This is a genomic window from Haloarcula sp. DT43 (assembly GCF_037078405.1).
Lineage (GTDB): Archaea > Halobacteriota > Halobacteria > Halobacteriales > Haloarculaceae > Haloarcula > Haloarcula brevis.
This window is the reverse complement of sequence record NZ_JAYMGZ010000001.1, coordinates 687,689-701,774: the sequence shown is the minus strand read 5'-3', so window position 1 is coordinate 701,774 and position 14,086 is coordinate 687,689. Positions and strand designations below refer to the sequence as shown.

Genomic DNA, 14,086 nt, shown 5'->3' with positions numbered 1-14,086 from the left:
GCGCCCCTTTTGGTTGCGGGTAGTGGAACGTGTGGTATGGCTACGGAAACGGCGGACGGGATGAGCTCTCACATGCGGGGGCTCACTGTCACGACGCTGACGGCCGTCGCTGGCATCGCCGCCGCGTTCGGTTCCAACGCGTTAGCGGCCGCGCCGGACGACCCGCAGGGCATGCTCGTCCTCGCGGTCGCTATCGCAGCACAGTTCCCGATTCTGCGGGTAATCGGCATCGATACGGACGACCTCTCGGCGAAGGACGTGCTCTACATCGGCTTCATGACCTTTTCGCTGTGGTTCGTCTCGTGGGGCATCCTGCTGACGACGGGAGCGTAACGATGGCCGAGGACAGTATCGCCGTCGTCGACCTGGAGCGGTGCCAGCCCGACCGCTGTAACTACGAGTGCATGAACTACTGCCCGCCCAACCGCAGCGGGAAAGAGTGCATCGTCAAGCGGGAAGACGAGTACGAGGAGGACGAACCCTTCGAGGGCCAGCCCGACCAGGTCCGCATCTCCGAGGAAATCTGCCTGGGCGAGTCCTGCGGTATCTGCGTCAACAAGTGCCCGTTCGACGCCATCGAGATTATCAACCTCCCGCAGGAGCTGACCGACGAGCCGGTCCACCGCTACGGGGAGAACGCCTTCGCGCTGTACGGACTCCCCAGCCCCGCCGAGGGCCAGGTCACCGGTATCCTGGGCCCGAACGGCATCGGGAAGACCACCGCCGTCCGCATCCTCGCCGACGAGATGCAGCCCAACCTGGGCCGCTACGGCGCACAGCCGGACTGGGACGAGATTCTCGACGAGTACCGGGGGACCGCCCTCCAGGAGTACCTCGAACAGATGCGCGACGGCGACGTGAGCGTCGCCCGCAAGCCCCAGTACGTCGACCGGATTCCGGACCAGTTCGACGGGAAAGCCCGGGAGCTGCTGGACCAGACCGACGAGCGCGGCGACCTGGACTACCTCATCGAGCGGACCGGCATCGAGCCGGTCGTGGACAACCACATCGACGACCTCTCGGGCGGGGAACTCCAGCGCGTCGCGCTCGTCGCCACGCTAGCCCGTGACGCCGACTTCTACTTCCTCGACGAGATTACGCCGTACCTGGACATCGGCCAGCGGATGACCGCCGCGCGGCTCATCCGCGAACTCGCGGAGGAGGGAGACCGCTCGATGCTCGTCGTCGAGCACGACCTCGCCATCCTGGACCTGCTCGCGGACAACATCAACGTCGCCTACGGGACCCCCGGCGCGTTCGGTATCATCACGCCGCCCAAATCGACGAAGAAGGGCATCAACGAGTACCTCTCGGGCTACCTCGAAAACGAGAACATGCGGATTCGCCAGACGGAAATCGAGTTCGAGGAGCACGCCCCCCGGACCGCCTCGACCGGCGACGTGGTCATCGAGTACCCCGACCTCCAGAAGAGCTACGGCGACGGCGAGTTCTCGCTGGACGTGGAGGCCGGTACCATCCGCGAGAGCGAGGTGCTGGGCGTCGTCGGCCCGAACGGCATCGGGAAGTCGACGTTCGCCAAGATGCTCGCCGGCCGGCTGGAACCGACCGCGGGCGAGGTCGACACCAGCCTCGACATCGCCTACAAGCCCCAGTACATCGAAATCGACCAGCCGATGCGGGTCGACGCCTTCCTCGCGTCGATTACCGACGACTTCGGGAGCTCCTACTGGAACACCGAAATCGCACAGCCGCTCCAGCTTGAGTCGGTAATGGAGCAGCAACTCACCGACCTCTCGGGCGGGGAGCGCCAGCGAGTCGCCATCGCGGCCTGCCTCTCGAAGGACGCCGACCTCTACCTGCTGGACGAGCCCTCGGCGCACCTGGACGTAGAACAGCGGGTGATGGCGACCTCCGCCATCCGCCGGTACGCCGAGAACCACGACGCGACGGCGATGGTCATCGACCACGACATCTACATGATAGACCTGCTGGCCGACCGCCTGCTCGTCTTCGACGGCGAGCCGGCACAGAGCGGCCACGCCGCGCCGCCACAGGGCATGCGCGAGGGGATGAACGAGTTCCTCCGGAACCTCGATATCACGTTCCGCCGGGACGAGCGGACCTCGCGGCCCCGCATCAACAAGCCCGACTCGCAACTGGACCGCGAGCAGAAGAACGCCGGCGAGTACTACTACGCGCCGTAGGACCGGGACGCAGGCGTCAGGCCGCCGGGTCGCTGCCGCCGTCCGCCTCGGACCCCGCGACCGCGTCGTCCAGGCCGTCGACGACCTCGTCCGGGTCGAACTCCTCGTCGGGGTCGAGTTCGCGGTCGGATTGCTCGTCGGCCTGGCGTTCGGTTACCGATTCGTCGCCGGTGACCGACACGAAGACCTCTCGCAGTTCCGCGACGCGTTCGGGGGACTGGCTCTTGCTCATCGTGTATGCGTACAAGTACCACAGAACTGTAGGCGCTGTACCGAATCAGTTTGGTATCAGTTCACAAACTACAGGACGTTCCGCTGACAGGAGCCACACAGCGAGACCTCTTTCACGTCGACCTGACGGACGGTGGGGGAGAAGTTCATCACGCAGCGCTTGTTGTCACAGTGTTCCAGCCCGAGCGTGTGGCCGACCTCGTGGACGACCTCCTTGCGGACCCGCTGGGAGAAGATTTCGCCGGCCGAGCGGTTCGAGAAGCCGCCGTCGGAGGAGGTCTGGAGCCGGTAGGTGGAGATGACGCTGCCGGAGCCACCGAGGTACGCGAGCCCGAAGACGTAGTTTCGCCGGCGATAGAAGAGGTCTTTCGGCGTGATAGCGATGTTCTTGCCGCCGGAGCCGACCCGGCGGGCGAGGTCGATGAACTCCTCGGCGCGGTACTGGTCGCGGTCCCCATCGTACGCGCCGGCGGGAATTGACTGTGGCTCGTGCATCGAGACCTCACAGTCGTAGACGGAACGGAGCCCGTCCGAGGCCTCGCGTTTGACCTGGGCCGAGACCTCACCCACCGGCACGATGTCGACGTGCATGGGAACGCATATGCGCCCGCATGTCATAAATTGTACGACGTGACCGACACCACCGACCCGCTGGTCGACCGCCTCGCGTCCGTCGATTCCGTCGTCGAGGTCGGCGTCGGAAACCACCCTGACGTAGCCGGCCGACTGGCCGAGCGGGGCGTCGACGTGACGGCGACCGACATCTACGAGCGGGAGGCCCCCGACGGCGTCGCGTTCGTCGTCGACGACGTGCTGGACCCCGACCACTCGGTGTACGCGGGGCGTGACGTCGTGTTCGCCCGGAACCTCCCGCCGGAGCTGCACCGGCCGACGCTGGCGGTCGCCGAGGCCGTTGGGGCGGCGTTCTGGTTCACGACGCTGGGCGGGGACCAGCCGACAGTGGCCGTCGAGCGCGAGCAGCTCCCGGGCGGGGAGACGCTGTACCGGGCGAGAGATAGCAAGGCGCTTGAGTGAGGCCCGCCTTCGCCCGCCCATGCAAGTCGACGCGGTCGTCCTCGACATCGACGGGGTGCTGGTGGACGTGGCCGACTCCTATCGCCGGGCAATCGTCGAATCCATCGACCGGGTGTACGGTGACACCATCGAGAAGGCGGCGGTCCAGCAGTTCAAGGACGCCGGCGGGTTCAACAACGACTGGGAGTTGACCTACGCCGCGGCGCTTTTCGTGCTCGCCGGCCGCGAGTCCGCCGTCTCCGACCTGGCGGCGTTTACCGACGCCATCGCCGAACGGGGCGGCGGCCTCGACGCGGCCGAAGCCGTGGTCCGTGACCTGCTCGACGACCCGGCCGAGACGCGGGTCTTCGACGCCTGGAACCCCGACCGGCTCCGTGACGTGTTCCAGGCGCTGTATCTGGGCAGCGACCTCTACCGGGACATCGAGGGCGGCGAGCCGCCCCTCGCTGCGCCGGGGTACATCCACGACGAGCCGCTGCTGGTCGACGACGAAACGCTGGCCGACCTGCGGGACCGCTTCGCCGTCGGCGTCGTCACCGGCCGCCCCGCCGCCGAGGCCGACATCGCGCTCGAACGGGTCGGCCTCGACCTGCCCGACGAACACCGCTTCACCATGGACGACTGGGAGGAAGGCAAGCCCCATCCGGCCGCCCTGCGGACCCTCGCCGAGCGGTTCGACGCCGGGCGGGTGGCCTTCGCCGGGGACACTCTCGACGACGTGGCGACAGCGGTCAACGCCGACGCAGCCGACGACGACCGCGTCTACTACGGAATCGGCGTCCTGACCGGCGGGCTGACCGGCGACGCCGGCCGCCGGACGTTCGCCAACAACGGCGCGAGCGCCGTCGTCGAGTCGGTCACCGACCTCCCCGACCTCCTCGAGGCGGCGTAACCGTCGGCGGCGACACCCGACCGCAAACGGCAACTGTTTCACTGCCGGGACAGAGACCACGGGTATGCGACGACTGCCGACCTTCGGCTGGGCGTTCCTGGTGAGCATCTGGGCCGGGCTCGTCGGGGGCGCGGTCATCCGCGAGCCGTCGGTCGACCTGGTGCCGCTGTACGCCATCGCCTGCCAGGTCATCGGCCTGGGCGCGACCTACTGGACGATGCGCGAGTACGGCGACGTCCTCGATTCCATCCACCGGCCGGGCCGCGTCGGGATGTTCGTCATCGTCCTGTTTTTCCTGACGGTCCCGATTTCGACGGTGTTCGCCCTCGCCGTCGGCCACACCTCGGCCGTCGGCGTCGCGACCCAGTGGCTCAGCTACCTGCTCGGGCTCGGCGGCGCGCTGTATATCACCTTCGCCGGCGGGTTCGACCGCGCCTGGGAGGAGTACACCTGAGCGGGACACCTGTCGCACAACGTTTATTCAGTGGTCGGCCTACGCCGTAGATATGGACATCGCGTTGCTCGGCGGTACCGGAGACATCGGCCAGGGGCTCGCCCTCCGCTGGGCCGACGACACGAACCACACGATAATCATCGGCTCGCGGAAAGCCGAGAAGGCCGCGAACAAGGCCGAGGAGTACGAGACGGAACTGGCCAGTCGCGGCCACGACGACGTGTCGATTGCCGGCCTGGCGAACGAGGACGCTGCCGCCCGCGCCGACGTGGTCGTGGCCGCCGTCCCGGCCTACCACCTCACCGACACCGTCGACGCCGTCGCCGACGAACTCGACGACGCCACGCTCGTCGCCCCCGCGGTCGGGATGCAGCGCGACGAGGACGGCTTCCACTACAACCGCCCCGGGGCCGGCAGCGTCACGCAGCTGGCCGCCAACGCCGCCCCCGACGACACGCCCGTCGTCGGCGCGTTCCACAACCTCGCGGCCGGCCGACTGGCCAACCTCGACGCCGACCTCGACTGGGACACCATCGTCGTCGGCGACGACACCGACGCCAAGGACACCGTCTGTGAACTCGCCGAAGGTATCGAGGGGATTCGCGCGCTGGACGGCGGGCCGCTCGCCAACGCCGCCGAAATCGAGGGGCTGACGCCGCTGCTCATCAACGTCGCCCGCCACAACGACGGCCTGCACGACCTCGGCGTGCGGTTCCAGTAGTACCGTTTACCTCACTCGCTCCTCGCCGTTCACAGAGCGCGCTCGGAGTGACACCGCTCGTCGGCGGCGAGCGGTATGCCCGCCACGGCTTCACAGTGGCCGACAGCGGAGTGGCACTTGCCCTGCGCCGGGTAGCCCTACCTGACCTCAATGCCAACGAGAGACGCTAGCGCGGCCCGTAGCCACTTCCAAGCTGATTATCAAATAGCTCAAAGTAGGCATCAGTTACTTATGGATTTCAGCCCCGAGGATGAAAAATGAGGCCAAACGACTCCCTTTCGATACTCCACGTCGACGACGACGCGGCGCTGGGAGCCCTCGTCGAAACGTATCTCGAACGGGACGACAGCGGTCTCAACTGTGCCGTCACGACGGAGACGAACCCCGAGACCGCGCTATCGCTGCTTCGGTCGCCGGAGACGGAGTTCGACTGCGTCGTCAGCGACTACCAGATGCCGGAGATGAACGGCATCGACTTCCTCGAAGCCGTCCGGGAGACCCATCCGGAGCTCCCGCTGCTGTTGTTCTCCGGCGAGGAGACCGACGAGGTCGCGCCCGAGATTATCCAGGCGGGACTGACCGATTACCTGAAGAAGGGCGGCGGAACCGAGCAGTACACGACGCTGATTCGGCGGGTAGGCCACGCCGTCGAGTCCGACGGCGAGTTCGACGCCAACGACCGCGTAGAACTCGACGGAATCGGCGTCGTCGGGAACGACGAACGCTTCGAGGAGGCGACCGACACGTACGCGTCGTTCTACGGCTACGACTCAGATGAGGTGGTCGGCAAGCACTGGACGGAACTCCATCCGTCGGACGAGGTCGAACACATCAAGACACACGTCCTCCCCGTCGTCGAGCGCGGTGGGAAGTGGACGGGCCAGAGCGAGGGCCTCCGCGCCGACGAGACGACGTTCAGGGAGTCGAAAATGGTGACGGCGCTCGACGACGGCCGGTTGCTCATCGCCGTTGACGAACTCGACGGCACCGGACTTGTGAGCGGCGACTGACCGCCGCGAGCGCCGAACCGCGAAAAGTGCCTGCTCAGGCCGAGGCCTGCTGCAGCGCGTCGTCGATGTCGTCGGCCTGCGTGACGCCGACGAACCGCTCGACGATGCCGTCGTCGTTCTCAATGATGAGCGTCGGCAGCGAGCGTACCTGGTACTCGTTGGCGACGTCCTGTTCCTCGTCGACGTTTATCTTCTCGAACTCGACGTCCGTCCACTGTTCTTCGAGGTCTTCGAGAATCGGGTCCTGGGTCTTGCACGGGCCGCACCAGTCCGCGTAGAAGTCCTTCAGTGTAACCGTCATAGTGCTCTGTTTCCGTTAGTCCGCGGTATCTGATAAGGGTTATCCATGTGTACCGACGGCGTGCAATCGCGGTCGACCCGAAAGGCTTAGTGTCGGTCACACACCACCGTGAAGTATGAGTGGCAGCGACGGCGGCGGACTGATGTCCAGCGCGGGACTGGTCCGGTATTTCGACGCCGAGGACCAGAACACCATCCGTATCGACCCCCGAACAATCGTCGCGACCGGCGTCATGTTCGGGCTGTTGATGCTCGTGCTGAACGCGATGGTCGTGTAGGCGATTCCGCACTGTTTTCCGCTCCCCGCTACGACTCGCGGATATGCACTTCACGCAACGCGAACAGCGGGCGCTCCGCGAGGCCGGCGTCGACCAGGACACCGTCGAGGCCGCCTCCGAGGCGGTGGTCGCGGCCACCGACGACGCGGCCGCGGCGCTGGAAGCCTTCTTCGACGGCCGCGAGACGGTGTACTCCGACATGGACCTCGCCCACAGCGCCAGCGAGGTACAGGAACACGCCGTCGAGTACTGCGACCTGTTCACCCACGCCGACGACATCCGGGGCTACCTGCGGTTTGACACCTGGGGCGTCCCGGTCGAGGGCGGCCGGGTCCTGAGCGACGAGAAAGTAGAGCTCTCGCTGGGACCGACGGTCCACGACCGGGTCCGCTTTGCCGCCGACGAGGACGCGCTATGACCGTCCGGGTCAGGGGCATCTACGCGACGGCACTGACCCGGTTACTCCGGGAGGCGGGCCACGACATCGTCCAGGCGTCGGGGCCAATCGAGGACCGCTTCGACGGCACGTTCGCCGACGAGCGGGCGGCTGTGACCGTGACGACGACGGACGACCAGCAGGGCCTCGGCGTCGTCGGCGACCCCGACGCCGCCGCGAGCGTCACCGACTGCCTGACTGCGGTGGGCCGGGACACCCTCCGCTGGGACGACCCGACGCCCGAGGGCGCGGTCTACGCCGGCACCGTGACCGAGACGCTCGGGAGCGGCGCTGTCGTCGACCTCGGCGACGGCGAGGGGTTTCTCCCGTACTCGTCTTCGGACGAGCGCGTCGAGACGGGCGACAGGCTCCGGGTACAGGTCGTCGAGGCGAGCGCGCCCTGGACGGACGGCCGGCCGGTGCTGGACACGACCGTCGCGGTCCGCGGGGCCCTCCTCTCGCTCGTCCGCGGCGGGAGCGGGCCGTCGTCGGGGACCGGCGGCCCGGCGATGCTGGACGTAATCGCCGCGGACCCCCGGGACGGTTGGGGCGTCTCCTGGGAAGCCGCGAGCGAGGACGCGAGCTTCGACGCCCTGGCCGACGCGCTCGACGCCGCCAACGACCGCGCGGCGGCCATCGATGTGTCGCTCGACGGGGCCGACGCGCCGGAGGACTGCGCGCCGGCCCGGTACGACGGGGGGCTGGCGACGACGTGGCTGTGGTTCGGCCGCGAGAGCCGGTTCGCGCTGGACGAAGCCCGCCGCGAGGTGACCGCGACGATGCCCGGCCACCACCGCGTGAAGGCCGGCGACCGCGCGGCCAGCGCCGCCGTCGACTACGTCGAGGCGCTGTGTGACGACCCGAAGACCGGCGAGACCGACTTCCCGTTCGCCGTGACGGCCCGGCAGTTCGGCCCGCAGGTCGGCGGGTCGCTGTCGCTGGGCCACGGCAAGCCCGACGGCCGGCTCATCACGCTGGGCAGCGGCGAGGTGCAGGCCGTCGAGGACGACGGGACGGTGACTATCGAGCGGGAACTGCACGCCGGCGGCACCTACGACGCGCTGGGCGTCCCGAAGGAGGCCGGCGACGTGGCCGAGACGAAGGTCAAGGAGGGCCGGTGGTGGTACCCGACGGTGTACCGCGACAGCGACGGCGGGAAGAAGGGGACCTACGTCAACGTCTGTACGCCCGTCGAAGTGTTCCCCGACACCGCCCGGTACGTCGACCTCCACGTCGACGTGGTGAAACATGCCGACGAGACCGTCGAGCGGGTCGACGACGACGAACTCGACGCGGCGGTCGAGTACGGTCACGTCCCCGAGCCGCTGGCCGAGCGCGCCCGGAGCGTCGCCGCCGCCGTCGAGAGCGCGCTGGAGTGACGGGGTCGGCGGCGCGGCGTCAGTCCCGGCGGCGGGCGCGCCAGGCCGCCAGCGCGACCGCCGCGACCGCCGAGCCGACGCCGAAGCCGGGACCGCCGACGCCGATGGCGGTACCGTCGCCCTCCTCCGTGGCCGACGCGTCCGCCGTCGGCGTCCGTATCCGCGGGTCCGGAAACGTGTACAGCCCGGGCTGGACCTCCGTCCCGCCGTTGGCGTCCGTGCAGGCGGCGACGAAACAGCCGGCGGCCCGCTGTGCGGTCCAGAAGGAGGTCGACTCGGTGTCGCGCCACTCGAAGACCTGTTCGGGCGCGGTCGGGTCCGTCAGGTCGTGGACCCGGACGCCGCCGTTGTACCACGCCGAGTAACAGCGGTCGGCGGTCAGTTCGAAGTTGTGGGCGGTTGTCAAAATCCCGCCGGGCGACGGGTCCGAGGTCGGCGGCGGGTCGAGCGTCGACAGCAGTTCGGCGTCGGCTGGGTCGCTGATGTCGTACAGTTCGATGCCGCTGGGGCCGCCGCTGTCGTCGTCGCCGAGGTCCCACGACTCGCCGCCGACCCCCAGCAGCGACGCGTCGTCGTCGACCGTCACGAAGTGGTCGTTGCCCGGCGGCTCGCTCCGCTCGGTGCCGGGGTCCTCGATGGCGGCGAGGGTCTCCGGGTCGCGCCCGCGGACCTTCGCCACCAGCGAGATGTCGGTCGGGTCCGATACGTCGACGACCCACGTACCGCCGTCCCAGTAGGCCAGGTAGGCCCGGTCGTTCTGGACCCACACGTCGTGGAGCGGCCAGAGGCTCGTCGGCACGTCGTGCCAGGCGTCGCCGGCGTCTAACAGCGACCATTCGCCGACTTCCCGCTCGGTCTCGGTGTCGACCACGAGCAAGGGATTGCCGTCGCGGTCGTTCGCGGTCAGGTAGGCGTACCGGCCGTCGAAGTCGCAGTTGTGGATGCGCGTGTCCAGTTCCAGGCTCGCGATTCGGGCCGGCTCCCGGCGGTCGCTCACGTCGAAGACGACGACCCCGTGGGCTCCGTCGGCGGGGTTGGCCGGCCCGGCGGCCAGCAGCCGCGACCCGCTGACGGCGAGGTCCTGGACCCGCTGTATCGGCCCGTCGTCGGCCTCGGCCAGCAGGTCCGTCTGTCGACTGAGCAGTCTGGGACTGGTCGGCGTGACGAGGTCCACGAGCGCGATACCGTCTCCGGTCGCGACATAGGCCGTGTGCCCGTCGGGGCTGGTGACGACCTCGTACACCGTCTCCATCTCCAGCACGCCCAGCGGGTCCCCGCCGGTCGGGGTGTCGGAGGCCGCTGGCTCGGCCGTCCCGTCGCCGGTCGGCGTCGGATGGGCCCGGGCCGTCCCGGTCGCCAGGCCGACGCCTGTCCCTGCGAGGGCGAGTCGTCGGAGGACCGTCCGGCGGCGCATGGCCGTCACTGAGGGTGCCAGGGCAAGAAGGATTCCGGTGGCGTCAGTTCCCCTGAATCGCGTCGATGACCATCGCCGCGGCGATTATCGGCTCCTTGGGGACCGTGCTGGCGTCGTCGATGGTAATCTCGTAGCGGTCTTTCAGCGAGAACTGCCCGTCGATGTTCCCGACGTGGTTGCCGTCCCGGTCGGTTATCTCGTACTTGTGGGGAATCCAGCCGCCGAACGGGACGACGTTGCGGGCGATGGTCACGAGCGCACCCTGGGAGTTGATTTCGGCGATTTTCGCCTCGGTGCTGGCGTCCCGAATCTTCCACGTGTCCTGGAGGATGGAGTAGTCGTTGTCGAGGATGACGATGTCCTCGCCGGTCTTGGAGTCGGTGAGGACGTAGTTGCCGGCCACGTCGATGATGCCGCCGGCGTTGACCTCGAACACCTCGTCGCCGTTCGCGTCGACGAACGGGAACTGCTCTTTCATCTTCAGCATCTTCTGTTTCCCGCGGAGGACGACGTTCCCGGCGGCGTCCATCGCCTTGTACTTGTTGCGTACCAGGCTCTGTTCGACCGTGTAGCTGTTCTCGGAGAGGTCGATACCCGTGATGTCGTAGTCGCTCGTCGTATCCATACGAATCTCGTCTCCGATAACGGTGGTAAATCTTGCGCTGGTTCGTTCAGAATAAAAATAGGCCGTGCCGTGGGTCGTCCTCTCACGGCCAGAACCGACAGGGTTTCCCCCATGCCGGCCAACGAAAACGCAAGGATGAGCAAGGATATCATCGAGGTCCGAGGGGCCGAGGAACACAACCTCAAGGACGTCGACGTGGAGATTCCCCGCGAGGAACTGACAGTCGTCACCGGGCTGTCGGGGTCGGGCAAATCCTCGCTCGCATTCGAGACGGTGTACGCCGAGGGCCAGCGCCGGTACATCGAGTCGCTGTCGGCGTACGCGCGGAACTTCCTGGGCCAGATGGACAAGCCCCAGGTCGAGAACGTCGAGGGGCTGTCGCCGGCCATCTCCATCGACCAGAAGAACGCCGCCAACAACCCCCGCTCGACGGTCGGGACCGTCACCGAGTTACACGACTACCTCCGCCTGCTGTACGCCCGCGTGGGCACGCCGCACTGTCCCGAGTGCGGCCGCGAGGTCGGCGAGCAGTCCGCCCAGAACATGGTCTCGCGCCTCCTCGAACTCCCCGAGGGGACGCGTGCGAAGCTGTGTGCGCCGGTCGTCCGCGACCAGAAGGGGGCCTTCGAGGACCTGTTCGACGACCTCGTCGGCGAGGGCTACAGCCGCGTCGAAGTCGACGGCGAGGAGTTCGACCTCACGCTGGACCGGCCGGAACTGGACGAGAACTACGACCACACAATCGACGTGGTCGTCGACCGCGTGAAGATTTCGCCGGACGCTCGCTCGCGCATCACGGATTCGGTCGAAACGGCGCTGACCGAGGCCGACGGGACGCTGAAGGTCATCCTCCCGGACCCGCCGGAGGGCGCGGCCGAGACGCTCGGCGGGTCCGACGCCAGGGCGACGGGCGACCTCGCCGACGAGGGCGACGGCGGCGAGCGCCTCGTCGTCGAACTCTCCGAGGACCTCGCCTGCACGCACTGTGGCATCGACATCTCCGAAATCGAGACGCGGTCGTTCTCGTTCAACTCACCCCACGGGGCCTGTCCGGAGTGCGAGGGGCTGGGCGAGACCAAGGAGGTCAGCGAGGACCTCGTGGTCACCGACCCTTCGAAGCCGCTCAAAAACGTCTTCGAGCCCTGGAGCTACGACCGGACGTACTACTCCCGACAGCTCGACAACGTCGCCGAGCACTTCGGCGTCTCGCTGTCGACGCCATTCGAGGAGCTGGAAGAGTCCATCCGGCGGCAGTTCCTCTACGGCACCGACGACATCGTCGACTTCCAGTGGCGGACCAAGAACGGCACCCGCGAGAAGAGCGAGCGCTTCGAGGGCGTCATCCCCAACCTGGAACGGCGACACGTCGAGACGGACTCCGACCGCGCCCGCGAGCACATCGAGGAGTACATGGCGACGACGACGTGCCCGGCCTGTGAGGGGACCCGGCTCAAGGCCGAGTCGCGGGCGGTGCTCGTCGACGGCGTCTCCATCACCGAAGTCAACGAAATGTCAATCGGCGACGCGCTGGAACACTTCGAGGGCCTCGAGGCGAACCTCTCGGCCCGGGACCGGAAAATCGCCGAGGAGATTCTCAAGGAAATCCGCGCCCGCCTGGGCTTCATGACCGAGGTCGGCCTGGACTACCTGACGCTTGACCGCGAGGCCTCGACGCTGTCGGGCGGCGAGAGCCAGCGGATTCGCCTCGCCACGCAAATCGGCAGCGGCCTCGTCGGCGTCCTCTACGTCCTCGACGAGCCATCCATCGGTCTCCACCAGCGCGACAACGACCGGCTGCTGAACACCCTGGAGGAACTGCGGGACCTGGGCAACACCCTGCTCGTCGTCGAACACGACACCGAGACGATGCGCCGGGCCGACCAGATAATCGACATGGGGCCCGGCCCGGGCAAACGCGGGGGCGAGGTCGTCGTCAACGGCCCGATGGACGAGGTCGTCGACACCGAGGAATCGGTGACCGGGGAGTACCTCTCGGGCGAGCGGACGATTCCGGTGCCCGAGAGCCGCCGCGAGGCCGACGGCGAACTCGTCGTCAGGGGCGCGCGCCAGCACAACCTCGCTGACCTCGACGTGACCGTCCCGCTTGGGACGTTCACCGCCATCACGGGCGTCTCCGGCTCCGGCAAATCGACGCTGATGCACGACGTGCTGTACAAGGGGCTGGTCCGGCGGATGAACGACACCGACGTGAACCCCGGCGAGCACGACGACATCGAGGGGCTGGACGACGTCGAGACGGTGCGGCTCATCGACCAGTCGCCCATCGGCCGCACCCCGCGGTCGAACCCGGCGACCTACACCAACGTCTTCGACCACATCCGCGAGCTGTTCGCCGAGACGAGCCTCGCCAAGCAGCGGGGCTACGAGAAGGGCCGGTTCTCGTTCAACGTCAAGGGCGGCCGTTGTGAGGCCTGTGGCGGGCAGGGCACGGTCACCATCGACATGAACTTCCTCTCGGACGTGACCGTCCCCTGCGAGGAGTGCGGCGGCGCGCGCTACAACGACGAGACGCTGGACGTGACCTACAAGGGCGCGACCATCGCCGACGTGCTGGAGATGACCGTCGAGGAGGCCTACGACTTCTTCGAGAGCCACGGCGGCATCCGTCGCCGCCTCGAACTCCTGAAGGACGTGGGGCTGGGCTACATGCGGCTGGGCCAGCCCTCGACGACGCTGTCGGGCGGCGAGGCCCAGCGGGTGAAGCTCGCCGAGGAGCTGGGCAAGAAGGACTCCGGCGAGACGCTGTACCTGCTCGACGAACCGACCACCGGGCTCCACCCGGAGGACGAGCGCAAACTCATCGACGTGCTCCACCGGCTCACCGACGACGGCAACACCGTGGTCGTCATCGAGCACGAGCTCGACCTCGTCAAGAACGCCGACCACATCATCGACCTCGGGCCGGAAGGCGGCGAGAACGGCGGCGAACTGGTCGCCGAGGGGACCCCGGAAACGGTGGCCCGGACCGAGGCCTCCTACACCGGACAGTACCTCCGGGACCTCCTGCCGAACGTCGACCTGGAGGGGCCCCGCGCCGACCGGGACGTGGCCCAGCCGGCTGCGGACGACGACTAGGGCCGTCCGGGTAGCGAGAACAGGCGATATCAGAAGCGGCCACCAACGCT

Annotated in this window: 16 protein-coding genes; 11 read left to right on the top strand and 5 right to left on the bottom strand. The window is 67.9% G+C overall.

All coding sequences use genetic code 11. The features are described from left to right. Positions 1 to 36 precede the first annotated feature (36 nt). Both VI123_RS03820 and VI123_RS03815 read left to right on the top strand, forming a co-directional pair. A complete protein-coding gene (locus VI123_RS03820; protein WP_455429070.1) occupies positions 37 to 333 on the top strand; it encodes an EMC6-like membrane protein in 297 nt (98 codons plus the stop codon). A 2-nt stretch (positions 334 to 335) separates the two neighbouring features. Continuing rightward, positions 336 to 2,165 (top strand): ribosome biogenesis/translation initiation ATPase RLI, encoded by a 1,830-nt coding sequence (locus tag VI123_RS03815; RefSeq protein ID WP_336336729.1) that lies wholly within the window; start codon positions 336 to 338, stop codon positions 2,163 to 2,165. 16 nt (positions 2,166 to 2,181) lie between these two features. Here the strand turns inward: VI123_RS03815 and VI123_RS03810 are convergent, their stop codons facing one another. Continuing rightward, positions 2,182 to 2,397, bottom strand: a complete 216-nt coding sequence (locus tag VI123_RS03810; RefSeq protein WP_336336728.1) for a hypothetical protein — start codon at positions 2,395 to 2,397, stop codon at positions 2,182 to 2,184. 68 nt (positions 2,398 to 2,465) lie between these two features. Beyond that, positions 2,466 to 2,987, bottom strand: coding sequence for an archaemetzincin family Zn-dependent metalloprotease (locus tag VI123_RS03805; RefSeq protein WP_004514915.1), 522 nt, complete (start codon positions 2,985 to 2,987; stop codon positions 2,466 to 2,468). A gap of 30 nt (positions 2,988 to 3,017) precedes the next feature. On the opposite strand from VI123_RS03805, the gene VI123_RS03800 reads away from it, so the two are divergent. The 5 genes from VI123_RS03800 to VI123_RS03780 all read left to right on the top strand — a co-directional run bounded on the left by VI123_RS03800 (position 3,018) and on the right by VI123_RS03780 (position 6,508). Next, positions 3,018 to 3,431, top strand: coding sequence for a UPF0146 family protein (locus VI123_RS03800; RefSeq protein ID WP_336336727.1), 414 nt, complete (start codon positions 3,018 to 3,020; stop codon positions 3,429 to 3,431). A 19-nt stretch (positions 3,432 to 3,450) separates the two neighbouring features. Next, the gene (locus VI123_RS03795) at positions 3,451 to 4,323 is read left to right on the top strand and encodes a TIGR01548 family HAD-type hydrolase (RefSeq protein ID WP_336336726.1); all 873 of its coding nucleotides are present in this window, start codon (positions 3,451 to 3,453) and stop codon (positions 4,321 to 4,323) included. Between the two features lie 64 nt (positions 4,324 to 4,387). Further along, complete coding sequence (locus tag VI123_RS03790; RefSeq protein ID WP_336336725.1) at positions 4,388 to 4,777, top strand: hypothetical protein; 390 nt, start codon at positions 4,388 to 4,390, stop codon at positions 4,775 to 4,777. Between the two features lie 52 nt (positions 4,778 to 4,829). Continuing rightward, positions 4,830 to 5,498 carry an NADPH-dependent F420 reductase gene (gene npdG / locus VI123_RS03785; protein ID WP_336336724.1) on the top strand — a complete coding sequence of 223 codons (669 nt, stop codon included), beginning with the start codon at positions 4,830 to 4,832 and terminating at the stop codon, positions 5,496 to 5,498. A gap of 257 nt (positions 5,499 to 5,755) precedes the next feature. Continuing rightward, positions 5,756 to 6,508: a response regulator gene (locus VI123_RS03780; RefSeq protein ID WP_336336723.1), complete on the top strand. Its 753-nt coding sequence runs from the start codon at positions 5,756 to 5,758 to the stop codon at positions 6,506 to 6,508. Between the two features lie 34 nt (positions 6,509 to 6,542). Here the strand turns inward: VI123_RS03780 and VI123_RS03775 are convergent, their stop codons facing one another. Continuing rightward, positions 6,543 to 6,809: a thioredoxin domain-containing protein gene (locus tag VI123_RS03775; RefSeq protein ID WP_336336722.1), complete on the bottom strand. Its 267-nt coding sequence runs from the start codon at positions 6,807 to 6,809 to the stop codon at positions 6,543 to 6,545. A gap of 115 nt (positions 6,810 to 6,924) precedes the next feature. On the opposite strand from VI123_RS03775, the gene VI123_RS03770 reads away from it, so the two are divergent. The 3 genes from VI123_RS03770 to VI123_RS03760 are packed head-to-tail and all read left to right on the top strand — an operon-like array spanning position 6,925 to position 8,901. After that, positions 6,925 to 7,086, top strand: coding sequence for a preprotein translocase subunit Sec61beta (locus VI123_RS03770; protein WP_053967263.1), 162 nt, complete (start codon positions 6,925 to 6,927; stop codon positions 7,084 to 7,086). A 43-nt stretch (positions 7,087 to 7,129) separates the two neighbouring features. Continuing rightward, the gene (locus tag VI123_RS03765; RefSeq protein WP_336336721.1) at positions 7,130 to 7,504 is read left to right on the top strand and encodes a DUF7532 family protein; all 375 of its coding nucleotides are present in this window, start codon (positions 7,130 to 7,132) and stop codon (positions 7,502 to 7,504) included. Then, positions 7,501 to 8,901, top strand: a complete 1,401-nt coding sequence (locus tag VI123_RS03760; protein ID WP_336336720.1) for a DUF402 domain-containing protein — start codon at positions 7,501 to 7,503, stop codon at positions 8,899 to 8,901. Before VI123_RS03765 ends, VI123_RS03760 begins: the two co-directional genes overlap by 4 nt. A gap of 19 nt (positions 8,902 to 8,920) precedes the next feature. Here the strand turns inward: VI123_RS03760 and VI123_RS03755 are convergent, their stop codons facing one another. Both VI123_RS03755 and VI123_RS03750 read right to left on the bottom strand, forming a co-directional pair. Then, positions 8,921 to 10,315, bottom strand: coding sequence for an LVIVD repeat-containing protein (locus VI123_RS03755; RefSeq protein ID WP_336336719.1), 1,395 nt, complete (start codon positions 10,313 to 10,315; stop codon positions 8,921 to 8,923). Positions 10,316 to 10,358: 43 nt separating this feature from the next. Beyond that, positions 10,359 to 10,940, bottom strand: coding sequence for an LURP-one-related/scramblase family protein (locus tag VI123_RS03750; protein ID WP_336336718.1), 582 nt, complete (start codon positions 10,938 to 10,940; stop codon positions 10,359 to 10,361). A 135-nt stretch (positions 10,941 to 11,075) separates the two neighbouring features. On the opposite strand from VI123_RS03750, the gene uvrA reads away from it, so the two are divergent. Further along, positions 11,076 to 14,036, top strand: coding sequence for an excinuclease ABC subunit UvrA (uvrA, locus tag VI123_RS03745; RefSeq protein WP_336336717.1), 2,961 nt, complete (start codon positions 11,076 to 11,078; stop codon positions 14,034 to 14,036). Positions 14,037 to 14,086: the final 50 nt, after the last annotated feature.

Coding starts and splice junctions, on each gene's coding strand:
- VI123_RS03780 (WP_336336723.1), top strand. CDS start 5,756: ATGAGGCCAAACGACTCCCTTTCGATACTCCACGTCGACGACGACGCG.
- VI123_RS03765 (WP_336336721.1), top strand. CDS start 7,130: ATGCACTTCACGCAACGCGAACAGCGGGCGCTCCGCGAGGCCGGCGTC.
- VI123_RS03790 (WP_336336725.1), top strand. CDS start 4,388: ATGCGACGACTGCCGACCTTCGGCTGGGCGTTCCTGGTGAGCATCTGG.
- VI123_RS03750 (WP_336336718.1), bottom strand. CDS start 10,940: ATGGATACGACGAGCGACTACGACATCACGGGTATCGACCTCTCCGAG.
- VI123_RS03820 (WP_455429070.1), top strand. CDS start 37: ATGGCTACGGAAACGGCGGACGGGATGAGCTCTCACATGCGGGGGCTC.
- VI123_RS03805 (WP_004514915.1), bottom strand. CDS start 2,987: ATGCACGTCGACATCGTGCCGGTGGGTGAGGTCTCGGCCCAGGTCAAA.
- uvrA (WP_336336717.1), top strand. CDS start 11,076: ATGAGCAAGGATATCATCGAGGTCCGAGGGGCCGAGGAACACAACCTC.
- VI123_RS03775 (WP_336336722.1), bottom strand. CDS start 6,809: ATGACGGTTACACTGAAGGACTTCTACGCGGACTGGTGCGGCCCGTGC.
- VI123_RS03795 (WP_336336726.1), top strand. CDS start 3,451: ATGCAAGTCGACGCGGTCGTCCTCGACATCGACGGGGTGCTGGTGGAC.
- VI123_RS03760 (WP_336336720.1), top strand. CDS start 7,501: ATGACCGTCCGGGTCAGGGGCATCTACGCGACGGCACTGACCCGGTTA.
- VI123_RS03755 (WP_336336719.1), bottom strand. CDS start 10,315: ATGCGCCGCCGGACGGTCCTCCGACGACTCGCCCTCGCAGGGACAGGC.
- VI123_RS03810 (WP_336336728.1), bottom strand. CDS start 2,397: ATGAGCAAGAGCCAGTCCCCCGAACGCGTCGCGGAACTGCGAGAGGTC.
- npdG (WP_336336724.1), top strand. CDS start 4,830: ATGGACATCGCGTTGCTCGGCGGTACCGGAGACATCGGCCAGGGGCTC.
- VI123_RS03815 (WP_336336729.1), top strand. CDS start 336: ATGGCCGAGGACAGTATCGCCGTCGTCGACCTGGAGCGGTGCCAGCCC.
- VI123_RS03770 (WP_053967263.1), top strand. CDS start 6,925: ATGAGTGGCAGCGACGGCGGCGGACTGATGTCCAGCGCGGGACTGGTC.